The sequence below is a fragment of the Thauera humireducens genome, from assembly GCF_001051995.2.
GTDB lineage: Bacteria > Pseudomonadota > Gammaproteobacteria > Burkholderiales > Rhodocyclaceae > Thauera > Thauera humireducens.
The window spans coordinates 3,067,289-3,087,497 of record NZ_CP014646.1 but is presented as its reverse complement, the minus strand read 5'-3'; the positions used below and the strand labels follow the sequence as shown (position 1 = coordinate 3,087,497).

The 20,209-nt window shown below is 66.2% G+C and carries 16 protein-coding genes; 9 read left to right on the top strand and 7 right to left on the bottom strand.

Features of this window, described 5'->3' with window-relative positions:
* Positions 1-50: 50 nt before the first annotated feature.
* From uvrA to earP, 4 genes are all read right to left on the bottom strand, one after another.
* Positions 51-5,747 carry an excinuclease ABC subunit UvrA gene (uvrA, locus tag AC731_RS14455; protein ID WP_048707088.1) on the bottom strand — a complete coding sequence of 1,899 codons (5,697 nt, stop codon included), beginning with the start codon at positions 5,745-5,747 and terminating at the stop codon, positions 51-53.
* Positions 5,748-5,899: 152 nt separating this feature from the next.
* Entirely contained in the window at positions 5,900-6,382 is a 483-nt protein-coding gene (locus AC731_RS14450; RefSeq protein ID WP_048707085.1) for a hypothetical protein, read from the bottom strand.
* Positions 6,383-6,513: 131 nt separating this feature from the next.
* Positions 6,514-7,071 carry an elongation factor P gene (gene efp, locus AC731_RS14445; protein ID WP_004263495.1) on the bottom strand — a complete coding sequence of 186 codons (558 nt, stop codon included), beginning with the start codon at positions 7,069-7,071 and terminating at the stop codon, positions 6,514-6,516.
* Between the two features lie 64 nt (positions 7,072-7,135).
* A complete protein-coding gene (gene earP, locus AC731_RS14440; RefSeq protein ID WP_048707083.1) occupies positions 7,136-8,311 on the bottom strand; it encodes an elongation factor P maturation arginine rhamnosyltransferase EarP in 1,176 nt (391 codons plus the stop codon).
* A 75-nt stretch (positions 8,312-8,386) separates the two neighbouring features.
* Between earP and AC731_RS14435 the strand changes: the two genes are divergently transcribed.
* Positions 8,387-9,655 carry a hypothetical protein gene (locus AC731_RS14435; RefSeq protein ID WP_237266540.1) on the top strand — a complete coding sequence of 423 codons (1,269 nt, stop codon included), beginning with the start codon at positions 8,387-8,389 and terminating at the stop codon, positions 9,653-9,655.
* A 25-nt stretch (positions 9,656-9,680) separates the two neighbouring features.
* On the opposite strand, the gene AC731_RS14430 is transcribed toward AC731_RS14435, so the two are convergent.
* Positions 9,681-10,415: a 16S rRNA pseudouridine(516) synthase gene (locus AC731_RS14430; protein WP_004263484.1), complete on the bottom strand. Its 735-nt coding sequence runs from the start codon at positions 10,413-10,415 to the stop codon at positions 9,681-9,683.
* 58 nt (positions 10,416-10,473) lie between these two features.
* Here AC731_RS14430 and AC731_RS14425 point away from each other — a divergent pair, with 58 nt between their 5' ends.
* From AC731_RS14425 to AC731_RS20390, 6 genes are all read left to right on the top strand, one after another.
* Positions 10,474-10,947: an SRPBCC family protein gene (locus AC731_RS14425; RefSeq protein ID WP_004263482.1), complete on the top strand. Its 474-nt coding sequence runs from the start codon at positions 10,474-10,476 to the stop codon at positions 10,945-10,947.
* 70 nt (positions 10,948-11,017) lie between these two features.
* Positions 11,018-11,995, top strand: coding sequence for a recombination-associated protein RdgC (locus AC731_RS14420; protein WP_004263480.1), 978 nt, complete (start codon positions 11,018-11,020; stop codon positions 11,993-11,995).
* A 339-nt stretch (positions 11,996-12,334) separates the two neighbouring features.
* Positions 12,335-12,790, top strand: coding sequence for an NfeD family protein (locus AC731_RS14415; RefSeq protein ID WP_004263475.1), 456 nt, complete (start codon positions 12,335-12,337; stop codon positions 12,788-12,790).
* A 25-nt stretch (positions 12,791-12,815) separates the two neighbouring features.
* On the top strand, positions 12,816-13,679 hold the full coding sequence (locus AC731_RS14410; protein ID WP_004263469.1) for an SPFH domain-containing protein: 864 nt from the start codon (positions 12,816-12,818) through the stop codon (positions 13,677-13,679).
* An 83-nt stretch (positions 13,680-13,762) separates the two neighbouring features.
* Positions 13,763-14,146: a hypothetical protein gene (locus tag AC731_RS14405; protein WP_048707078.1), complete on the top strand. Its 384-nt coding sequence runs from the start codon at positions 13,763-13,765 to the stop codon at positions 14,144-14,146.
* Between the two features lie 89 nt (positions 14,147-14,235).
* A complete protein-coding gene (locus AC731_RS20390) occupies positions 14,236-15,201 on the top strand; it encodes a methyl-accepting chemotaxis protein (protein ID WP_048707076.1) in 966 nt (321 codons plus the stop codon).
* A 49-nt stretch (positions 15,202-15,250) separates the two neighbouring features.
* Here the strand turns inward: AC731_RS20390 and AC731_RS14395 are convergent, their stop codons facing one another.
* Positions 15,251-16,873 (bottom strand): peptide chain release factor 3, encoded by a 1,623-nt coding sequence (locus AC731_RS14395; protein ID WP_048707074.1) that lies wholly within the window; start codon positions 16,871-16,873, stop codon positions 15,251-15,253.
* Positions 16,874-17,120: 247 nt separating this feature from the next.
* On the opposite strand from AC731_RS14395, the gene chrA reads away from it, so the two are divergent.
* On the top strand, positions 17,121-18,326 hold the full coding sequence (gene chrA / locus AC731_RS14390) for a chromate efflux transporter (protein WP_048707071.1): 1,206 nt from the start codon (positions 17,121-17,123) through the stop codon (positions 18,324-18,326).
* Between the two features lie 107 nt (positions 18,327-18,433).
* On the opposite strand, the gene AC731_RS14385 is transcribed toward chrA, so the two are convergent.
* The gene (locus tag AC731_RS14385; protein WP_004263444.1) at positions 18,434-18,652 is read right to left on the bottom strand and encodes a glycine zipper 2TM domain-containing protein; all 219 of its coding nucleotides are present in this window, start codon (positions 18,650-18,652) and stop codon (positions 18,434-18,436) included.
* 282 nt (positions 18,653-18,934) lie between these two features.
* Here AC731_RS14385 and AC731_RS14380 point away from each other — a divergent pair, with 282 nt between their 5' ends.
* The gene (locus tag AC731_RS14380) at positions 18,935-20,143 is read left to right on the top strand and encodes a sugar diacid recognition domain-containing protein (RefSeq protein ID WP_237266539.1); all 1,209 of its coding nucleotides are present in this window, start codon (positions 18,935-18,937) and stop codon (positions 20,141-20,143) included.
* Positions 20,144-20,209 lie beyond the last annotated feature (66 nt).

Below are 20,209 nucleotides of genomic sequence, written 5' to 3'. Positions count from 1 at the left end.
ATGCCGCATAGATGACCCGGACACAGCGGCCGGGGTTCCGCTGCACTGCATCATCCTGCCCTGCGCTGGGCCAGGAACTCGCGCAGATGCCGCCCGGTATGGGATTCCGCCGTTGCCATCGCCAGCTCCGGCGGACCTTCGGCCACCACCCGTCCGCCACCGTCGCCGCCTTCCGGCCCCAGGTCGATCAGCCAGTCGGCCTCGGCCATCACGTCGAGGTCGTGCTCGATCACCAGCACCGTGTGGCCGGCATCGGCAAGGCGATGCAGCACGCGGATCAGCTTGTCCACGTCGGCCATGTGCAGGCCGACGGTAGGCTCGTCGAGCACGTACAGGCTGTGCTTGTCGGCCGGCAGCGGCACGCCGCCGGTGTCCTCCGCGTCGCCGGGGCGGCGCCGCACCTTGGCGAGTTCGGTCACGAGCTTGATGCGCTGCGCCTCGCCACCCGACAGCGTCGGACTGGGCTGGCCCAGGGTCAGGTAGCCGAGGCCGACGTCCTGCAGCAGCTGCAGCGGGTGGGCGATCGCGGGATGGGCGGAGAAGAAGTCCACCGCCTCGTCCACCGGCATCGCCAGCACCTCGGCCACGGTCCTCTCCTTCCAGCGCACCGACAGCGTCTCGGGGTTGAAGCGCGCGCCGCCGCAGGCCTCGCACGGCGTCTTCACATCCGGCAGGAAGTTCATCTCGACGGTGGTCTGGCCTGCGCCGTCGCACACCGGGCAGCGCCCGGCGCCGGTGTTGAAGGAGAAGCGCGAGGCGTTCCAGCCGCGGGTGCGGGCGTCGAAGGTGTCGGCAAAGAGCTTGCGGATCGCGTCCCAGAAGCCGACGTAGGTCGCCGGGCAGGAGCGCGGCGTCTTGCCGATCGGAGTCTGGTCGACTTCCAGCACGCGGCCGACCTGCTGCCAGCCGTGGAGGCCCTTGCAGCCGACCAGCGCCTGGTCGACCTCCTCCGGCTGCGCCTGGCCGCGGCGGCGGGCGCGGGTGGCCTCGGGGTCGCCCAGGCGGGCGCGCAGGTTGGCGTGGATCACGTCGCGTGCCAGGCTGGACTTGCCCGAGCCGGACACGCCGGTCACCACGGTGAGGCGCGCGAGCGGAATGCGCACGCCGACGTCACGCAAGTTGTGCAGGCTGGCGCCTTCGATGCGGATCGCGGGGTGATCGTCCGCCACCGCGCGGCGCGGACGTAGCGGGTGCTGCAACGGATGGCGGAAGCATTCGCCGGTGGCGGATTCGGGCGCCGCCAGCAGGTCGTCGATGCGGCCTTCGGCCACCACCCGGCCGCCGCGCACGCCGGCGCCGGGGCCGAGGTCGATGACGTGGTCGGCGCGGCGGATGGTGTCCTCGTCGTGCTCGACCACCAGCAGCGTGTTGCCACGGTCGCGCAGCGCTTCAAGGGTGTCGAGCAGCAGGCGGTTGTCGCGCGGGTGCAGGCCGATGGTCGGTTCGTCGAGGATGTAGCACACGCCGCGCAGGTTGGAACCGAGCTGCGCCGCCAGACGGATGCGCTGCGCCTCGCCGCCCGACAGCGTGGGCGCGGCACGGTCCAGCGCCAGGTAGCCCAAGCCCACGTGCTGCAGGAAGGCCAGCCGGCCACGGATCTCGCTGACGAGATCGCGCGCGATGTCGGTTTCGCGCTCGCTGAGCGCCAGATCGGCGAAGAAGCCGGCCGCCTTATCCACAGGCTGCGCCGCAAGCTGATGCAGGCCGAGCGCGCGGAAACGCACCGCGCGCGCCACCGGGTTGAGGCGCGCACCGTCGCAGGCGGGGCAGAGCTCGTCGCTGACGATGATCTCCTCCGCGTCGCCGAGGTCGAGCGCGTTCGGGTCCTCGATGCGTGCCGCGGTCTTCAGCCCGGTGCCGTAGCACTTCGGGCACCAGCCATGCTTGGCGTTGTACGAGAACAGGCGCGGATCGGGCTCGGGGAAGCCGGTGCCGCAACTCGGGCAGGCGCGCAGGGTGGAGAAGGTGATCGGCGCCGCGCCGAGCTTGCCGATCTCCAGCACCTTGATCACGCCCTTGCCGATCTCCAGCGCCTGACGCACGAACTCGCGCAGCGTGGACTCATGCTCCGGCTGCACCACCACCATGCCGGTGGGCAGCTCGATGTTGTGTTCCTTGTAGCGGTCCAGCCGCGGCCACTTGGCGGTGGGCAGGTAGTCGCCATCGACGCGCAGTTGGGTGTGGCCCTTGCCGCGCGCCCACTTGGCGAGGTCGGTGTACAGGCCCTTGCGGTTGACCACCAGCGGCGCGAGCACTTCGACCGAGGCACCGCGCAGCTCGCGCTGGATCTGCGCGACGATGGCCTCGAAGCTCTGCGGCGTCACCGGCACGTTGCAGTCCGGGCAGAACTGCGTGCCGAGCTTCACGTACATCAGGCGCAGGAAGGGGTGGATCTCGGTCAGCGTCGCCACCGTGCTCTTGCGCCCGCCGCGGCTGGTGCGCTGCTCGATCGCCACCGTGGGCGGGATACCGAACAGGCCGTCCACGTCCGGCCGGCTGGCCGGCTGGACGAACTGGCGCGCGTAGGCGTTGAGCGACTCCAGGTAGCGGCGCTGGCCCTCGCCGAACACGATGTCGAAGGCCAGCGTGGATTTGCCCGAACCCGACAGACCGGTGATCACGGTGAACTGGTCGCGCGGAATCTGCAGGCTGACGTTCTTGAGGTTGTGCTCGCGCGCATGGCGGATTTCAATGACGGACCCAGCGATCGCCGGCGCGGCGACCGGGCGGTATTCCACCCGCGGTTCGGCCGCGATCAGCGGCGCCATGCGCGTCTTCTCCAGTGCCTCGGCGTAGTCGCGCAACGCGGCGCCCGTATGCGATGCGACATGAGTGCGCACCACCTCGGGCGGCCCCTCGACCACGATCGCGCCGCCGCCGTCGCCGCCCTCGGGGCCGAGGTCGATGATCCAGTCGGACGCAGCGATCACGTCGAGGTTGTGCTCGATGACGATCAGCGAATGCCCCGCCTGCAGCAGCTTGTCGAAGGCACCGAGCAGCGTCGCGACATCCTCGAAATGCAAGCCGGTGGTGGGTTCGTCGAACAGGAACAGCAGCCCCGGCTCAGACGTGCTCCCGGAATTTTCAACAAAGTTATCCACAACCCTGGCTTTGCGTACAGTCTTCTTCTGCGACGCCTCGGCAAGATGCCCGGCAAGCTTGAGACGCTGCGCCTCGCCACCCGACAGGGTCGGCACCGGCTGGCCAAGGCGCAGGTAGTCGAGGCCGACATCGGCCAGTGGTGCGAGTGCGGCAATCGCCTTGGGATGCTCGCGGAAAACGTCGAGCGCTTCATGCACGGTCAGCTCGAGCACGTCGGCCACCGACAGCCCGTTCCATTTCAATTCAAGCACTTCCGGCCGGTAACGCTTGCCGTCGCAGTCCGGGCAGCGCAACCAGACATCGGACAGGAACTGCATCTCCACATGCTCGAAGCCCGAACCGGTGCAGGTCGGGCAACGGCCGTGACCGGCGTTGAAGCTGAAGGTGCCGGGGGAGTAACCCCGCTGCTTCGCCTCCGGCAGGGCGGCGAACAGGTTGCGGATCGGGTCCCACGCGCCGACGTAGCTGACCGGGTTGGACCGCGAACTCTTGCCGATCGGCGACTGGTCCACCATGACCACGCCACGCAAGTTATCCACATTCTCGAGACGATCGAACACCCCAGGCGATTCGGTCGCCTCGCCGAAATGCTTGGCCAGCGCCGGGTACAGCACATCCTGAATTAGCGTCGATTTGCCCGAGCCGGACACGCCGGTCAGGCAGGTCATGCGCTGCAGCGGAAAACCGACCGTGAGGTCACGCAGGTTATGCTGGCGCGCGCCGACCAGGGTCAGGCGCGGCGTGGCGTCATCGACCGGCCGCGGCGGACGGTCGATGTCGATGCGCTTCCTGCCTGCCAGCCACGGACCGGTCACCGAGTCCGGATTCGCCGTGATCTCGGCCGGCGTGCCGCGCGCGACGATGTTGCCGCCGCGCTCGCCCGGGCCGGGGCCGATCTCCAGCAGCTCGTCGGCAGCGACCATCACCTGCGGGTCGTGCTCCACCACCACCAGCGTGTTGCCGGCGTCGCGCAGCCGCGTCATCACGCCGAGGATGCGGCCGATGTCGCGCGGGTGCAGGCCGATCGAGGGCTCGTCGAGCACGAACAGCGTATTCACCAGCGAGGTGCCCAGCGCCGTGGTCAGGTTGATGCGCTGCACCTCGCCACCCGACAGCGTGCGCGACTGGCGATCCAGCGTCAGGTAGCCGAGGCCGACGTCGGCGAGATAGGTCAGCCGGCTGCGGATCTCGCCCAGCACCAGCTCGGTGGCTTCGTCACTCAGCTTCTCAGCTTGGCCGGGGATCTGCAGCGCGGCGACGGCCTCGCGGATGCGATCGACCGGCATTGCCATCAGCTCGTGGATCGCGATGCCTTTGTCACCCACGGGCAGCCGCCACAGCAGCGCATCGGGCTTGAGCCTCGCGCCATGGCAGGCCGGGCACTCCGTATAGCTGCGGTAGCGCGACAGCAGCACGCGGATGTGCATCTTGTAGGCCTTGGTCTCCAGCCAGTCGAAGAAGTGGCGCACGCCGTACCAGTAGCGCGGCCACGAGCTGTCCCAGTTCTTCCATTTCGGGTCGCCCTCGAACAGCCAGTGACGATGCTCGGATGGCAGGTCTCGCACCGGGATGTCCATCGCCACGCCGTATTTCTTCGCCATCTTCTCGAGGTCGGCCTGGCACTCGCGGTAGCTCTCGGTCTGCCAGGGCTTCACCGCGCCTTCGGCCAGGGTCTTTGACTCGTCCGGCACCACCAGGCCGAAATCGACCCCGATCACGCGCCCGAAACCGCGGCAGGTCTCGCAGGCGCCGATCGGCGAGTTGAACGAGAACAGGCCGGGTGTCGCCTCCGAATAATGGATGTCGCAGTCCGCGCAATGCAGGCCGGACGAATAGCGCCACACCGCCTCGCCCGGCGTCCCCGTCCCATTCCTTGTCTCAGCCCTCACGCCCTCGCCCGACGCATACACCGACAGCCGGCCATGACCGCGATGCAGGGCCGACTCCAGCGCCTCGGCCAGACGCGCATCCTCGGCGTTCGAGGCGCGAAAGCGGTCCTGCACCACCTGCAGCACGTCCTGCCCCTCGGGGCCGGCACTGGCGATGCGTTCCTGGATGCGGGTGTAGCCCTGCGCGTTGAGCAGGCCGGTCACCTCCGCTTCGCTGAAGTTGGACGGCACCGGCACCGGAAAGCACACCACCAGGCGCGGATCGCCCTCGGCGGCCGCGCGCGCGCGCAGCTCGGCAGCGATGCTGACCGCCGAATCCCGCCGCACCGGCTTGCCACAGCAGCGGCAGTGCAGGTGCGCGGCGCGCGCGTACAGCAGCTTGAAGTGGTCGGCGAGCTCGGTCATCGTGCCCACCGTCGAGCGCGAGGTGCGCACCGGGTTGGTCTGGTCGATCGCGATCGCCGGCGGCACGCCCTCGATGCGATCCACCTGCGGTTTATCCATGCGATCGAGGAACTGGCGCGCGTAGGGCGAGAAGGTCTCGACGTAGCGCCGCTGGCCCTCGGCGTACAGGGTGTCGAACACCAGAGAGGACTTGCCCGAGCCCGATACGCCGGTCACCACCGTCAGGCGGTTCAGCGGCAAATCGAGCGAGAGATTGCGCAGGTTGTTCTGGCGCGCACCGCGGATGCGGATGGCGTCGGCGATCGAAGCGGGCGCATCGACCGGGGTGTAGCGGGTTGCAGAGGCGGACATGGGACGGAAAGCTCGGACACAAGACGCCATTCTAGGCGCGGACCGGCATCCGACTCATGCCCGGGGGTGAAAGGTTCCCCTGCGGGTGGGGATCAGGCACCGACATCGACCATTGCGGCCGGAGCGACATCGCCAGCCCGGCGGAGCCGGACTCACTTCACGGCGTCGGGTTTCGGTTCCGTCGCCGCCTCGACCGTGGCGTCCTCGACCGGTGCGCCATCCTCGCGCGGACGCACGCTGCCGAGCGCGCCCTGGCCGGCTTCCTTCAGGCGTTGCGCCGCGCCGCGCGTCGCGTCGGCGATCCGCTGGGCCGCGGCTTCGGCAGCCTCCTTGGCGTCACGCACGCCCGCATCGGTGACTTCGCGGGCGACGTCCGAATTCTCGCGCACCGCCTCTTCGGCCACTTCTGCGCCTTCCTTCACCTTCTCGGTGGCGGACTCGACCACCGCCTGGGCGGCCGCGCTACCGGACTCGCCGAGCTTCTTCACCGCCTCGCCCGCCTTGTCGAGCGCCTCGCGCGCGGCCTCGGCCGCTTCGCTTGCCGCCTTCTCCGCTTTCTCCGCGGGGGCCTCGGGCGCACAGGCGGCAAGCAGCATCAGGATCGGGCCGGCGAGGGTGACAATCAGGGGCTTCATGGCGGCGATGACGGTGAGTTGACGAGGAACGACAGGATTGTGCCAAGGAAGACAACACACGGCACGCCTGGTTCGACGCTCAAGAAAACAAAAGGGCCACGCGGGCCCTTTCGCTTGCAGAACGACGTCGATTACTTGACGCGGTTCTTGTACTCGTCGGTACGGGTGTCGATCTCGATCTTGTCACCGATTTCGACGAAGGCCGGCACCGGCAGCTCGAAGCCCGTGGAGATCTTGGCCGGCTTCATGACCTTGCCCGAGGTGTCGCCCTTGACGGCAGGCTCGGTGTAGACGACTTCGCGCACGACGCTGTTCGGCAGTTCGACCGAGATGGCCTTGCCGTTGTAGAACACGACTTCGCACTGCAGGCCGTCTTCGAGGTACTTCAGCGCGTCGGTCATGTTCTCGGCTTCGACTTCGTACTGCTCGTAGTCGGCGTCCATGAACACGTACATCGGATCGGCGAAGTAGGAGTAGGTCACTTCCTTGCGGTCGAGCACGACCACTTCGAACTTGTCGTCAGCCTTGTAGACCGATTCGGAGGGCGCGCCGGTCAGCAGGTTCTTGAGCTTCATCTTGACGACCGCGGCGTTGCGGCCGGACTTGTTGTATTCGGCCTTCTGCACCACCAGCGGGTCGCTACCGACCATGATGACGTTGCCGGAGCGGAGTTCCTGAGCGGTTTTCATGCTGTTTCCTGAATGAAATCGACGCGGCGAGAGCCGCATGTCTTTGAAAATTAGGCGCGGGATTCTACCCCGCGACGGCCGGAATGTGGGAACAGAATCCTGTCAAGCGTGAAACAAGATCCGATTGTCGCGCCAGGTCGTCGCACCAGCGCGCGGCACGACGCTGCAGTCCGGGCAGCGCGGCGGCGAAGGCCGGCCAGGCGGCCGCCGGGTCACCGCGTCCGTTCCAGGCGCGCCAGAAGGCGCCGAACGCTTCCGCCTCGGGCAGGGCCGCACCGGCAAGGTAGCGGGCCATGAAGGCCTCGAGCTTGTCGAAGTGCGCATCCTCGTCCTGCGGATAGATCTGCCACACGCAGGGCACGCCGGCCCACTGTGCGCGCACGAAGGAATCCTCACCGCGCACGAAGTTCAGGTCGCAGGCCCACAGCAGCTCGTCGTAGCCATCCTGGTCGGTGAAGGGCAGCACATGCACGCTCAGACTGCCTTCGTGAATGCAATCGCCGACCTTCAGCGCGGTGCGCCCCAGCGCACGTTCGACATCGCCCAGCACCCGCCCTTCGGGAACCAGCACATGCAGTCGCTGCGCCCCCTGCGTCCAGAGGCGGATGAGGCCGGGCAGCCGGGCCTGTTCGTAGGCGAACAGCGACACGCAGGTCTCGTCATGGCCGGCAAGCACGCCGCGGCGCGCGAGCCAGTCGCCCCGCCCGGCCGAATCGGCGCGGAAGGCATCGCGGCGCGCGAGCAGGTCCGGCTCGCGCAGCAGGCCCCCCGTGCCTTCGTCGAAACCGGGAAAGAAGAAGTGCTTCACCAGCGGCAGGCGCGGATGCGGCGATGCCAGCGCATGACAACCGGCCACCCAGTCCTCGGCCGACAGGTACTCGAGATTGATCCACACCGGCACCGGCGTTCGCGCCGCCATTGCCTGCAGGTGCGCCTCCGGGATCTCGCAGGCGAACGCCTCGATCACGACATCGGCCGGCGCCACCCGCGGGAACGGATCCGTCCACTGCCGCAAGTCGACACCGGCAACCCGTCCCCCCTGCTGCGGATCGAGCGTTCGTGCCTCGGGACAGATGCGCGTCAGCACCGTCCAATCGTCCACCCACAAGCGGACCTGAGATCCCGTCCGAGCCGCGAGATCGCGTGCGAGCCGCCAGCAGACGCCAATATCCCCAAAATTATCCACAACCTGACAGAAGATCTCCCAGTTAAGGGCAGATGAGCGATGAACGGACTGCATGACTGTGGATATTCCTGGACAAAAGTGCGGGAAAGCTTGTGAACAAGCCGGACAATCCGCTTGTGTCGAAAAACGATGGACAATTCACGCACAGCGGTCTACGGGGTTTGTCCACGGTGTTTTACCGCAGCCAAAACCCTGTCCTTCAAGGGCGCACAGGACTTATCCACAGTTTTTGCCCGACTGTTTACATCTTTATTATTTAAATTAAAAGAAAAACAGAACAAACAAACCTTCCCCCATCTGGCTGCCCGCCGCACGACAGTGGACCCTGCAAAACCCCGTCGAACAGACCGGCGTAGAATCGGAAGGACAAGAAAGGCCCAAAGGGAGGCAGTCATGATCTGCCGGCGTTTCTGGCACTTCGCCCTGGTGGTTGCACTCGCAGGGTGTGCAGGCACGACCTCACCGCATGTGCGGGACAACGATGCGCGGACGACACCTGCGGCGCCCCCCACTCAGCGGCTTGCGGGCGCGGAACACGAATCGGAGGATTTCGTCGACACGACCCGGCGCAAGGTTCGCGAATTCGCGCACTGGCTGGGCGAAGAGGTGAACGACTGGTTCGGCGACAAGCCCTTTGCCGACGGCGGCAAGGTGTCGCACGGCCGACTGGGCATTCGCGCCAGCTGGCGTGAAGACGACGGCAGCAGCACCAGCGTGCGCTTTCGTGCCCGATTCGACCTGCCGAACCTGAAGGACAAGGCCTACGTGTTCTTCGGACAGGAGAACGAGCGCGAGCTGATCTCTGACCAGCCGGAGACCTTTTCCCGCGAACAGCAGCTGCTGCGCGAGCGTCGAAGCGCGGACCAGACCGGCTTCCTTGGGTTGGGTTTCAACCTGCGTGACTATGTCGATCTGCGGGTCGGGGTGCGGGGGGGCATCAAGCCCTACGCACAGGCACGCTATCGCAGGTCATGGGCGCTTTCGGCATCGAACAGCGCCGAGTTCCGCGAGACGGTGTTCTGGCGTGCCAGCGACGGCTTGGGTTCGACCACAGCAATCAACCTCGAGCACGCCTATTCGCCATCGCTGGCGCTGAAATGGCAGAACGCGGCGACCCTCACCAAGGAAACCGACGGCTTCGCGTGGTCGAGCAGCATCGGGATGTTCAAGACCTTCGGCGATACCAGGCTGCTGTCGCTCGAGGCGTTGGCCAGTGGTGAAACCGGCGCGGAAACCGACGTGGGCGAATACGGCATCCGCCTGAAGTGGCTGCAACCCGTCTATCGCGACTGGCTGCTGGCGGAGTTCATCGTCGGCCATTTCTGGCCCCGGGGCCACGAGGATCGCGAGCGCGACCGCAGCTGGGCCGTCGGAGCCGGCCTGGAAATGCGTTTCTGAACGCCGGCCCGAAGCCAGCGTTGATTCAGGCGTAGTCGGCCAGCGTCTGCAGGTCGGCCGCTTCCAGCCAGCGCCACTCGCCCGGCGCCAGTGCGGGGTCCAGCGAGAGTCCGCCGACTCGGCTGCGGTGCAGGGCTTCGACGCGGTTGCCCGCGGCGGCGATCATGCGCTTGACCTGGTGATACTTGCCTTCGCAGATCGTCAGGCGCAGGGTCGTTTCGGATGTCAGTTCGCAGGCCGCCGCCGCGATCGGCGCCGGTTCGTCATGCAGCTCGACGCCGGCGAGCAGCTGGGCGACGAAATCCTCGCCGACCGCATGCTTCAGCGTCACCTCATACACCTTCGGCGTGCGCTTCTTGCCCGAGCTCCACTGGTGGATGAACTGCCCGTCGTCCGACAGCAGGAGCAGCCCGGTCGTGTCCTGGTCCAGCCGGCCGACACACTGCACGTCGCGCAGCAGCATCTGTGGCGGCAGCAGCGTGAAGACCGAGGGATGGAAGGTCGGCTTGTGCGAGCACTCGTAGCCCGTGGGCTTGTGCAGCATCAGGTAGGCCTTGGCACGAAAGCGCCAGGTTTCGTCGCCGACACTGAATTCGAGGCCGGCCGAACCATCGCTGCTGCCGGGGTCGAAATCCGCATAGGGGTCTTCGCAGGAAACGCCGGCGACGCTGACGTGGCCGGCACGGATCAGGGCGCGGCATTCCTTGCGGCTGCCGAAGCCCTGGGCATGGAGAAGTCGTTCGAGTTGCATGGCGCGCATGGTATCCCGGCCCGGCCGGTCGACGGGGTAAACTGTCGCGCCTGCACAGGAGATGCCCTTGAAATTCGAACATCTGATCGAGGTCAACGATCTCGCTAACCCCCTGCAGGATCCGCTGACGCGCGAGGAGTTGTGGTTCGGCCTCTTGTGCCGGGCAGAGGACGCCCGTCCCTTCCTGCCGGGTCTCGAAGCCTGTCGTATCGTCGAGCGCAGCGACGCTGGCCTGGTGCGCGACCTCGACTTCGGTGGCGTGGTCATTCGAGACCGCGTCACGTTCAGTCCTTTCGACTGGATTCGCTTCGAGTCGGAGGCGAACGCACAGCATCCCGGGGGAAGCCTGACGATTCGCATCGATGAACCGCAGGCCGGTGCGCTGTTCCTGCGCTTCTGCTACCAGACCACGCTGCCTGAAACTGCGGATAGCGACGATGCGCGTTATGCCGACTTCGTGCGCTCGGCTTACCACCAGTCCGACGTCGATACCGTTCGCGTCATCCGCATGATCGCCGCATCCGGCGGTCTGCAGCAGTAATCCCCGCCATTGACCGCGCCCGTTGCCCCGGCAGCGGGCGTGTATTCGTTCACGACAAGGAAAGACCCCCATGTGGTTCAAGAACCTGCAGATCTATCGCCTGCCCGCCAAGTGGGACATGAGTGCCGAGCGCCTCGAGGAACAACTGGCGAAGAAGCCCTTCCATCCCTGCGGCAGCCAGGACATGGAGAGCCGCGGCTGGTTGTCGCCGCTGAACAATGACGTGCTGGTGCACGCCGTCGGTGACCAGTGGCTGGTTTCGCTCGGTTTCGAGCACCGTCTGCTGCCCTCGGCCGTGGTCAAGCAGGAGGCCGACGAGCGCGCCGAGGAGCTTGCCGAGCAGCAGGGCTACAAGCTCGGTCGCAAGCAGATGAAGGAACTGCGCGATCAGGTCACGCAGGAGCTCCTGCCGCGCGCCTTCACCCGTCGTCGCCGGATGTTCGCCTGGATCGACCCGGTCAATGGCTGGCTGGTCATCGACGCTGCGAGCCAGAGCAAGGCCGAGGACATGCTCGAGCAACTGCGCCACACCCTCGACAGCTTTCCGCTGACGCTGCTGCGCACCGAACTGTCGCCGATGTCGGCGATGGCCGACTGGCTGGCCGGTGGCGAGGCACCGGCGGGCTTCACCATCGACCAAGACTGCGAACTGCGCTCGGTCAGCGAGGACAAGGCCGCGGTGCGCTACGTGCGTCACACACTGGACGGTGACGAAGTGAAGGGCCATCTGGAAGCCGGCAAGCTGCCGACCCGGCTGGCACTGACCTTCGACGACCGCGTCAGCTTCGTGCTCACCGAAAAGCTCGAGATCAAGCGACTGGACTTCCTCGATGTCGTGCGTGACCAGATCGATGGCGAGAAGGAAGACGCGGAAGCGCTGTTCAACGCTGAGTTTGCCTTGATGACAGGTGAACTGACGCATCTGCTGCCGGCAGTGGTGCAGGCACTCGGGGGCGAAATCGCCTTTGTCGCGGCCGAGCCGTCGACGGCCTTGGCACCGTCGTCTTCCGCAGTCGTGCAGCCTGCAGCGGACGATCCGCCGTTCTGATTCCTGTCCCGAAGGGGCTGTAGAAAAGGCGTCGGCTGCGGTCGGCGCTTTTTTTCTTCTGGGTGTACACAGGTTTTATATATTTAAAAGACTGTAAACATAGTGTACCGGCGATTTCTGTGGATAAGTCGTTTTTAACCTATAAAAACAGGTATTTGCAATCTGTATAAAGCCGTTCATATCTGGGCTTGAAGCGCGGGATCATTTGTTGATGGAAACGCGTCGCCAGACCGGAATCATCGTTGTCCACAACTTCGCCCCCCCTGGAACCACAGCTTTCCCACTGCGCCCTGCGACAGGTCAAATCCGTTTGCCGTCGGGGTGCGCTAAAGTCTCGCCATGGAAAACGCCTTGATCATCGAATGGTGGCACTGGGAGCTGGCTGGTCTGGGGCTGGTGCTGCTGGAGCTGGCGGTGCCGGCCTTCTTCGTCATCTGGTTCGGCTTCGGCGCGCTGCTGGTCGGACTGGTGTTGCTGGTCGCGCCGGAACTGTCGCTGACGACGCAGATCGCGGCCTGGATCGTCGCGTCCGTGGCAATGGCGGTGCTGTGGTTCCGCGTGTTCAAGCGGTCGCAGCACAAGACCCTCGTCGGCACGGCTGCGGGCGAGGTGATCGGCGAGGTGGGTCTGCTGGTCAGTGCCGTCGCCCCCTTCCAGCGCGGCAGGGTGCGTTTCCAGCGGCCGGTGCTGGGCGCCGAGGAGTGGGCCTGCATGGCGGAGACCGCGATCGCGGCCGGCGAGCGCGTGCGTGTCGTCAGCGTCGAAGGCAGCTTCGTCAAGGTGACGAAGGCCTGATCAATTCAAACGAAAGGAAGAACTCATGACCGAAGGCCTCGCCATTGCGCTCGCCATCCTGGTGTTTGTCGTCATCACCATCGCCAAGGGCGTGCGCCTGGTGGCGCAAGGCGAGGAATGGGTGGTCGAGCGCCTGGGCAAGTACCACGCCACCTTGCGTCCCGGCCTCAACATTCTGATTCCCTACCTTGACAACGTCGCCTACAAGCTGGTGACGAAGGACATCATCCTCGACGTGCAGGAACAGGAAGTCATCACCCGTGACAACGCGGTGATCCTGACCAATGCCATCGCGTTCGTGAAGGTCACCGACCCGGTCAAGGCGGTGTATGGCGTGACCGATTTCTCCGAGGCGATCCGCAACCTGATCATGACGACATTGCGCTCGATCGTCGGCGAAATGGAGCTGGACGAGGCGCTTTCCTCGCGCGACAAGATCAAGGCGCGGCTGCGCGAGAGCATCGCCGACGAGGCGGTGGACTGGGGGCTGACGGTGAAGTCGGTCGAGATCCAGGACATCAAGCCCTCGCAATCGATGCAGAGAGCGATGGAGCTGCAGGCCGCAGCGGAGCGCGAGCGCAAGGCGGCGGTGACCAAGGCCGAAGGCGCCAAGCAGGCGGCCATCCTCGAAGCCGAGGCACGGCTGGAATCCGCCAAGCGCGACGCCAACGCCCAGGTCATGCTGGCGGAAGCCTCGGCCGAGTCCATCCGCCGCGTGACGGCCAGCATCGGCGACCAGACGACGCCGATGCTCTACCTGCTGGGCGAGAAATACATCGCCTCGCTCGAGAAGCTGGGCGAGTCCGGCAGCTCCAAGGTGGTGGTGATGCCGGCCGACCTGCAGGAGACCCTGCGTGGTCTCGTGGGCCGTCTGGGCGCACGCGGCTGAACGGGGCGGCGGCGCACGCGGCAGATGGACAATCGCGGGACATTCCGCATCGATCGACCGAAAGTACGTACATGAGGACGAACATGAAGCTGAAGCTCGGGAACACGGGACGCGCCCTGGCGGCGGCGCTGGCATTGTCTGCAGCGGCCGGTGGTGCGCTGGCGCAGAACTTCATCACCAGCAAGGCCGAAGTCGAACAGCTGTTGAGCGGCGCCACCTTCATCGGCGTGTATCTGCGCACCGAGTCCGCCTACACGCTCAAGTTCGGTAGCGATGGCATGCTGACCGACACCACCGGTGCCAAGGCGCGCTGGTGGGTGGACGAGCAGGCGCGCTACTGCCGCGAATGGCTGGACGGCAAGCTCAAGGGCAACACCGCCTGCATGAATGTCGAGTTCGAGGACGGACAGGTGGCGCTGTATTCGGAGGGCAAGAAGGTCGTCGAGGGGATCGTCACCGGCAACTGATGCCCCTCGCCCTTATCGAGAGGCAAAATCTCGATATTTTCAGGTTGTCGTATTAAGCTGAGGGCCTACTTCAGCTACGACGCCGAGCAATGTCCGATCTCAACTCGATTTCCCGATTCAATGCCGTGGTCGCGCTTTGGCTGTTGTCCGCGGCGTTCATGGTTGCAAGTTTCTTCCTGGCGACTGATTTGGCTCCCGTCCCTGTCGGGCTTGCGCTGTTGTGCGTCATGGCCGCGGCGGGATCGAGTGTGCGCAGTGCGAGGGCGGCGAACGAGCAGGCGGCGCTGGTTGCGGCGCTTGAAGGCAGGTGTTCGCGGGCGCAGGACGAGGTCGAGCGCCTGCAGCTCAGCCTGCACGAGGCTCAGGCATGTGCGCAGCCGGCCGCTGAGCTCACGGATGCTGCAACGCGACTGGAACGCTTGCAGCAAGCGGAAAGCCGCGCGCTCGCACTCACGCATGAGCTGATCGGGCTGGTGGATCGAACCCTGGCCGACATGGACGAGGCGAATACCCTCGCCAAGGTGAGTGGTGGCAATGTGGCGACCGGGGCCGAGCTGATGTCACGCGCCCGTGGGTCGATCGAAAAGCTGGGTGCCGGTCTGCTCCGCGCGCAGCAGGATCTCACCGCGCTGGCCGCGCAGTCAGGCGAGATTCGCAGCATCGTTGCCTCGATCACGCAGATTTCCGAGCAGACCAACCTGCTGGCGCTCAATGCCGCCATCGAGGCCGCACGGGCAGGTGAGGCCGGCCGGGGCTTTGCGGTCGTGGCCGACGAGGTTCGAAAGCTGGCCGAGCAGGCGCGCAGTGCCAGCGAACGCATTGGTCGGATTGCAGCCGATCTCAACAGCACGTCGCGCGATGCGTCCGATGCGGTACGCGACACGCTCTGCATCGTCGATGAGGGACTGGCGCTTGCATCGAGCGCACGCGATGCAATGACCGAAATCCAGTCCGGGGCGAAAAGGCGTGTGGAGGTGGTGACCCAGATCACCCGGGCCATCGGACGCCAGCGCGAGATCGGTGCGGGGATTGGAGAGGCGCTGTCGGCGCGTTGAGCTGCGCGGAGTCGGCAGGCGTCAGCGTGCCGACTCTGGGGAGTGGGAATCAGCCCAGCACTTCCCCATGCTCGCGTGTGGCGTGGAAGGTCACCTTCGGCCACTTCTCGGCGGTGACTTCCAGATTGTAGCGGCTGGTGGCCAGATACACCGGATTGCCGTCGATGTCCTTGCCCAGGCGCAGCGCCTGCTCGCGCTCGAAGTTGCGGCGGGTGACGTCGTCGGGGAAGGTGAGCCAGCGCGCGGTGTGGATGTCGGCGGGCTCGAAGATGGCATCGACCTTGTACTCGTCCTTGAGGCGCTGGGCGACGATCTCGAACTGCAGTACGCCGACCGCGCCGAGCAGCATCTGGCCGCCTTCGAGTTCGAACACCTGGATGGCGCCTTCTTCGCCCAGTTCCTGCAAACCCTTCTGCAGTTGCTTGGACTTGAGCGGGTCGCGCAGGCGAGCGGCGCGGAACATTTCCGGCGAGAAGTACGGGATGCCCTTGAAGCCGAGGTTCTCGCCTTCGGTCAGGGTATCGCCGATCTGCAACTGGCCATGGTTGTGGATGCCGACGATGTCGCCGGCGACGCCGTCTTCCATGATCACGCGCTCATTGGCCATGAACGTGAGCACGTTGGCGAGCTTCATGTCGCGACCGGCGCGCACGTGCTTGACCTTCATGCCGGCCGTGTAGCGACCCGAGCAGATGCGGAAGAAGGCGATGCGGTCGCGGTGCTTCGGGTCCATGTTGGCCTGGATCTTGAAGACGAAGCCGGTGAAGGCCGGTTCGGCCGGCTGCACCATGCGCGTGCCGTCGGCACCGGTGCCCGCGAGTCGCGCCTGGGGCGGCGGCGCCCAGTCGATCAGTGACTGCAGGATCTCCTGCACGCCGAAGTTGTTGATACCGGAGCCGAAGAACACCGGGGTCTGCTTGCCCGCCAGGAATTCGTCGAGATCGAAGGGCGGCGAGGCACCCTCGATGAGCTCGACGTCCTCACGCAACTGGCCTACTTCCATTGGGAAGCGTGCATCCAGTTCGGGGTTGGCGATGCCCTTCAGCACTTCAGCGTCGCTGCGCCGCTCTTGGCCGGGGGTGAAGGTCAGGACCTGATCCTGCAGCAGGTGGTAGACACCGCGGAAGGCCTTGCCCATGCCCAGCGGCCAGGTCACCGGCGCGCAGGTGATCTTGAGGACGTCCTCGATTTCGGCGAGCAGTTCGAAGGGCTCGCGTACCTCGCGGTCCATCTTGTTGACGAAGGTGATGATGGGCGTGTTGCGCAGCCGGCAGACCTCGAGCAGCTTGATGGTCTGCGCCTCCACCCCCTTGGCGGCGTCGATCACCATCACCGCCGCGTCCACGGCGGTGAGCACGCGGTAGGTATCCTCGGAGAAGTCCTCGTGGCCCGGGGTGTCGAGCAGGTTGACGGTGTGGTCCATGTACTCGAACTGCATCACCGAGCTCGATACCGAGATGCCGCGCTGCTTTTCCACTTCCATCCAGTCCGAGGTGGCATGGCGTGCGGACTTGCGCGCCTTCACCGTGCCGGCGAGCTGGATCGCGCCGCCGAACAGCAGCAGCTTCTCGGTCAGCGTGGTCTTGCCCGCGTCGGGGTGGGCGATGATGGCGAAGGTGCGGCGCTTTTCGACGTCGCGCAGCAACTCGGGCGGATAGGGGGTGGTGGTCATCGAGAGTCGTCGGCAGAAAGAAAAACCGCCTGCGCGGGTTTGGGCGAGGCGGGACAAGCGCAATTCTATCAAGGAACTACGGGGCTGCCTTGCGGGGTTCGCAGTCCGCTCGGGCAGATATCTTCAGTGCCTGACTATGCGTGCCGGCCCGCATTCCCGAGAGCCTGGTTAGTCGCGAGGCACGATCGTGCGTCACGGGGAATAATCGATAATCCCTGCCGTTGATCCAGCAGCGAGACACTCGGCCATGACCGAACCCCTTCGCGACGACCGCAACGCGTGGTCCGTCTTCCTGGCTTTCCTGCGTCTCGGGCTCACGTCCTTCGGCGGGCCGGTGGCGCATATCGGGTATTTCCGCGAGGAGTTCGTCGCCCGCCGGCGCTGGCTCAGCGAGCGCAGCTATGCCGATCTGGTGGCGCTGTGCCAGTTCCTGCCCGGTCCGGCAAGCAGCCAGATCGGGATTGCGCTCGGTCTGTCGCGCGCAGGTTACGCGGGGGCGCTGGCGGCCTGGGCGGGTTTCACCCTGCCTTCGGCCTTCGCGATGATCCTGTTCGCGTTCGGCGTCGCGGCACAGGACACGCTGCTGTCGCCGGCCGTGCTGCACGGGCTCAAGGTCGTCGCCGTGGCCGTCGTGGCCCAGGCAGTGTGGGGCATGGCGCGTACGCTGTGCCCCGATGCGTCCCGTGTCAGCATCATGGCGGTGGCGAGTTGCATCGTGCTGGCGAGTCCGTCGGCATGGACGCAGGTGGGCGTGATCGTCCTCGCCGCGCTCGTCGGCCTCGCCTGGTTTCGTCCCGCGGCGCGCGACGGACACGAGTCGCTGCCGATCCGCGTCGGCCGCCCGGCGGCAATCGCGGCGCTGGTCCTGTTCTTCGGCCTCTTGCTCGTCCTGCCTTTGCTGGCGGACGGGTGGAACGCGACCGCATTGGCGCGCATGGACGTGTTTTTCCGTGCCGGTTCGCTGGTTTTCGGCGGCGGCCACGTGATGCTGCCGCTGCTGCAGGCGGAAGTCGTGCCCAATGGCTGGGTCGACAACGAGACCTTTCTCGCGGGCTATGGTGCTGCACAGGCCGTGCCTGGGCCGCTGTTCACCTTCGCTGCCTTTCTTGGCGCTTCGATGACGGGTGCGCCGAACGGCTGGCTCGGCGGTCTGCTTTGCCTGGTGGCGATCTTCCTGCCGGCCTTCCTGCTCGTGGTCGGCGTACTGCCGTTCTGGGAAGGCCTGCGTCGCCACGTGCGCATGCAGGCGGCACTCATGGGGATCAACGCCGCGGTGGTCGGTCTGCTGCTCGCGGCGCTCTACCAGCCGGTGTGGACGAGTGCGGTCCTGGGGCCGGCGGACTTCGCGCTGGCGCTGCTCGCGCTGGTGGCACTGATGTTCTGGAGGCTGCCGCCGTGGCTGGTCGTCGTTGGCGCTGCGCTGGCCAGCGGGGTGATGGGCGCGGTGGGCTGAGACGGGAAAGAAAACGGGGCATGTCGGCCATGCATGGCGTCGATGCCCCGAATGAGGAGAGCGAAAGGAAAAATCCGGCGTCCGCGTCTCGGGGACGCGGCAGCGGCTTACTTCTTCTTGCCGACCTGATCGCCGATCACACCACCGATGGCTGCACCGCCGACCGTGCCCAGGACACCCCCGTTGGAAATGACCGCGCCAGCCACGCCGCCGACGGCAGCACCGGTCGCTGCGCTCTTCTCGCGCGACGACATGTTGTCCCATGTGGCACAACCGCTCGCGGCCACGGTGATCAGGAGGGCGGGAATCAGGGTCTGGACTTTCATGCTGTTCTCCTTCTGCGTTGTTCGAGGCGGAACTGGCGTGTTCCGCACAGTGGCATCCATATGAACACGGCGAGGCGTCGGCGATCCCCACCGAGCGTGACGAGTTGTTTCAGTGCCGGATCGTCGCCGATGTGTGCCTTACGCTGCCGTTCTCAGCAGGCGGACAGGGGGCTTCGCTGACGACGCTGCGGCACCGCGACCGGATGAGAATTACATTTGGACGCATGTTGGTGAGCAATATGGCCAGCCGAGGGCGTGCCCGGCTGAGCGGTTTACCGTCCGATGGCGCTTGTACCTACCGTGGCGACGCGGCAGCATGGGCCATCCCGTGCGCACGACCTTGCCGCCATGCTGTTGCTCGATGCCTCGCTCGCCCAGTCCATCGTCGATCGCACGATGCAGATCCTGCACGCCAACGTGAATGTGATGGACGCGCGCGGCATCATCATCGCCAGCGGCGATCCGGCGCGGCTCGGTGCGCGGCACGAGGGCGCGACGATGGTGCTGGCGCAGGGGCGCACCGTGGAGATCGACGATGCGCTGGCGAGCCGCCTGCACGATGCCCGCCCGGGCATCAACCTGCCCTTGCGCGCCGAGGGCGCCATCGTCGGGGTGATCGGGCTGAGTGGTGCGCCCGATGCAATCCGGCAGTTCGCCGAACTGCTGCGCATGGCGGCCGAAACCATGCTGGAGCAGGCGTGGCTGATGCGGATCATCGCGCGCGACCTCCGCTTGCGCGAAGAACTCGTGCTGCAGCTCGTCGGCATCGCGACGCCGACGCCGGCGCTGGAGGACTGGGCGCGCAAGCTGGGGGTCGATCCGGACATGCCGCGCGTCGCCGTGCTGGTCGCGCTCGATCCGGCCGTGGGTGACGCGACCGCGCTGCTGGCCGAGCAGCAGCGCGTGCTGGAGTCGATCGCCCGGGCCGAACCCGGCGTCCTGTGCGCACCCGTGTCACTGCGCGAGATCGTGGGGCTGCTGCCGGTGGCCGGCGCCGGGGATGATCCCTTGCGCCTGCACGGGCGCGTCGACGCCCTGCTCGTCCGCCTCCAGCGCGGGGCGCCGCGCCCCCTGCTGCTGGGGCTGGGCGGTGTCTTTCCCGGGCGTGCCGGTCTGGTGCGCTCCTATCAGTCGGCGCGCACGGTGTTGCGCGTGGGCCGTCGTCGCCAGCCGGCGCGTGCGCTCCATTGCTATGCAGACCAGACCTTGGCGGTACTGCTCGCCGGCCTGGGTGAAGGCTGGCAGGCAGACGAGCTGCGCCGGCCGCTCCAGCGCGTGGCGGAACATGACCGCGACGGTGTCCTGCGGCGCACGCTTGCCGCCTGGTTCGCGCACGACATGAAGTCCTCGCTCGCGGCCGGTGCGCTGCACGTCCATCGCAATACCCTCGACTACCGCTTGCGCCGGATCGGCGAGTTCAGCGGACTGGATCTCGGCCGCCTTGACGACGTTCTGCTGCTGTTCATCGCGCTCGAACTCGATCAGGGTTGATTGATGTGAAAAAGCACATTCTTCGCGCAGTTTTACGCGCCATTTATGTGCAATTTCATGAAGACC

Bases quoted from the DNA above. Each gene is read 5' to 3' on its own strand.
- uvrA (WP_048707088.1), bottom strand. From the start codon at position 5,747: ATGTCCGCCTCTGCAACCCGCTACACCCCGGTCGATGCGCCCGCTTCG.
- AC731_RS14450 (WP_048707085.1), bottom strand. From the start codon at position 6,382: ATGAAGCCCCTGATTGTCACCCTCGCCGGCCCGATCCTGATGCTGCTT.
- efp (WP_004263495.1), bottom strand. From the start codon at position 7,071: ATGAAAACCGCTCAGGAACTCCGCTCCGGCAACGTCATCATGGTCGGT.
- earP (WP_048707083.1), bottom strand. From the start codon at position 8,311: ATGCAGTCCGTTCATCGCTCATCTGCCCTTAACTGGGAGATCTTCTGT.
- AC731_RS14435 (WP_237266540.1), top strand. From the start codon at position 8,387: ATGGACAATTCACGCACAGCGGTCTACGGGGTTTGTCCACGGTGTTTT.
- AC731_RS14430 (WP_004263484.1), bottom strand. From the start codon at position 10,415: ATGCGCGCCATGCAACTCGAACGACTTCTCCATGCCCAGGGCTTCGGC.
- AC731_RS14420 (WP_004263480.1), top strand. From the start codon at position 11,018: ATGTGGTTCAAGAACCTGCAGATCTATCGCCTGCCCGCCAAGTGGGAC.
- AC731_RS14415 (WP_004263475.1), top strand. From the start codon at position 12,335: ATGGAAAACGCCTTGATCATCGAATGGTGGCACTGGGAGCTGGCTGGT.
- AC731_RS14410 (WP_004263469.1), top strand. From the start codon at position 12,816: ATGACCGAAGGCCTCGCCATTGCGCTCGCCATCCTGGTGTTTGTCGTC.
- AC731_RS14405 (WP_048707078.1), top strand. From the start codon at position 13,763: ATGAAGCTGAAGCTCGGGAACACGGGACGCGCCCTGGCGGCGGCGCTG.
- AC731_RS20390 (WP_048707076.1), top strand. From the start codon at position 14,236: ATGTCCGATCTCAACTCGATTTCCCGATTCAATGCCGTGGTCGCGCTT.
- AC731_RS14395 (WP_048707074.1), bottom strand. From the start codon at position 16,873: ATGACCACCACCCCCTATCCGCCCGAGTTGCTGCGCGACGTCGAAAAG.
- chrA (WP_048707071.1), top strand. From the start codon at position 17,121: ATGACCGAACCCCTTCGCGACGACCGCAACGCGTGGTCCGTCTTCCTG.
- AC731_RS14385 (WP_004263444.1), bottom strand. From the start codon at position 18,652: ATGAAAGTCCAGACCCTGATTCCCGCCCTCCTGATCACCGTGGCCGCG.
- AC731_RS14380 (WP_237266539.1), top strand. From the start codon at position 18,935: ATGGCGCTTGTACCTACCGTGGCGACGCGGCAGCATGGGCCATCCCGT.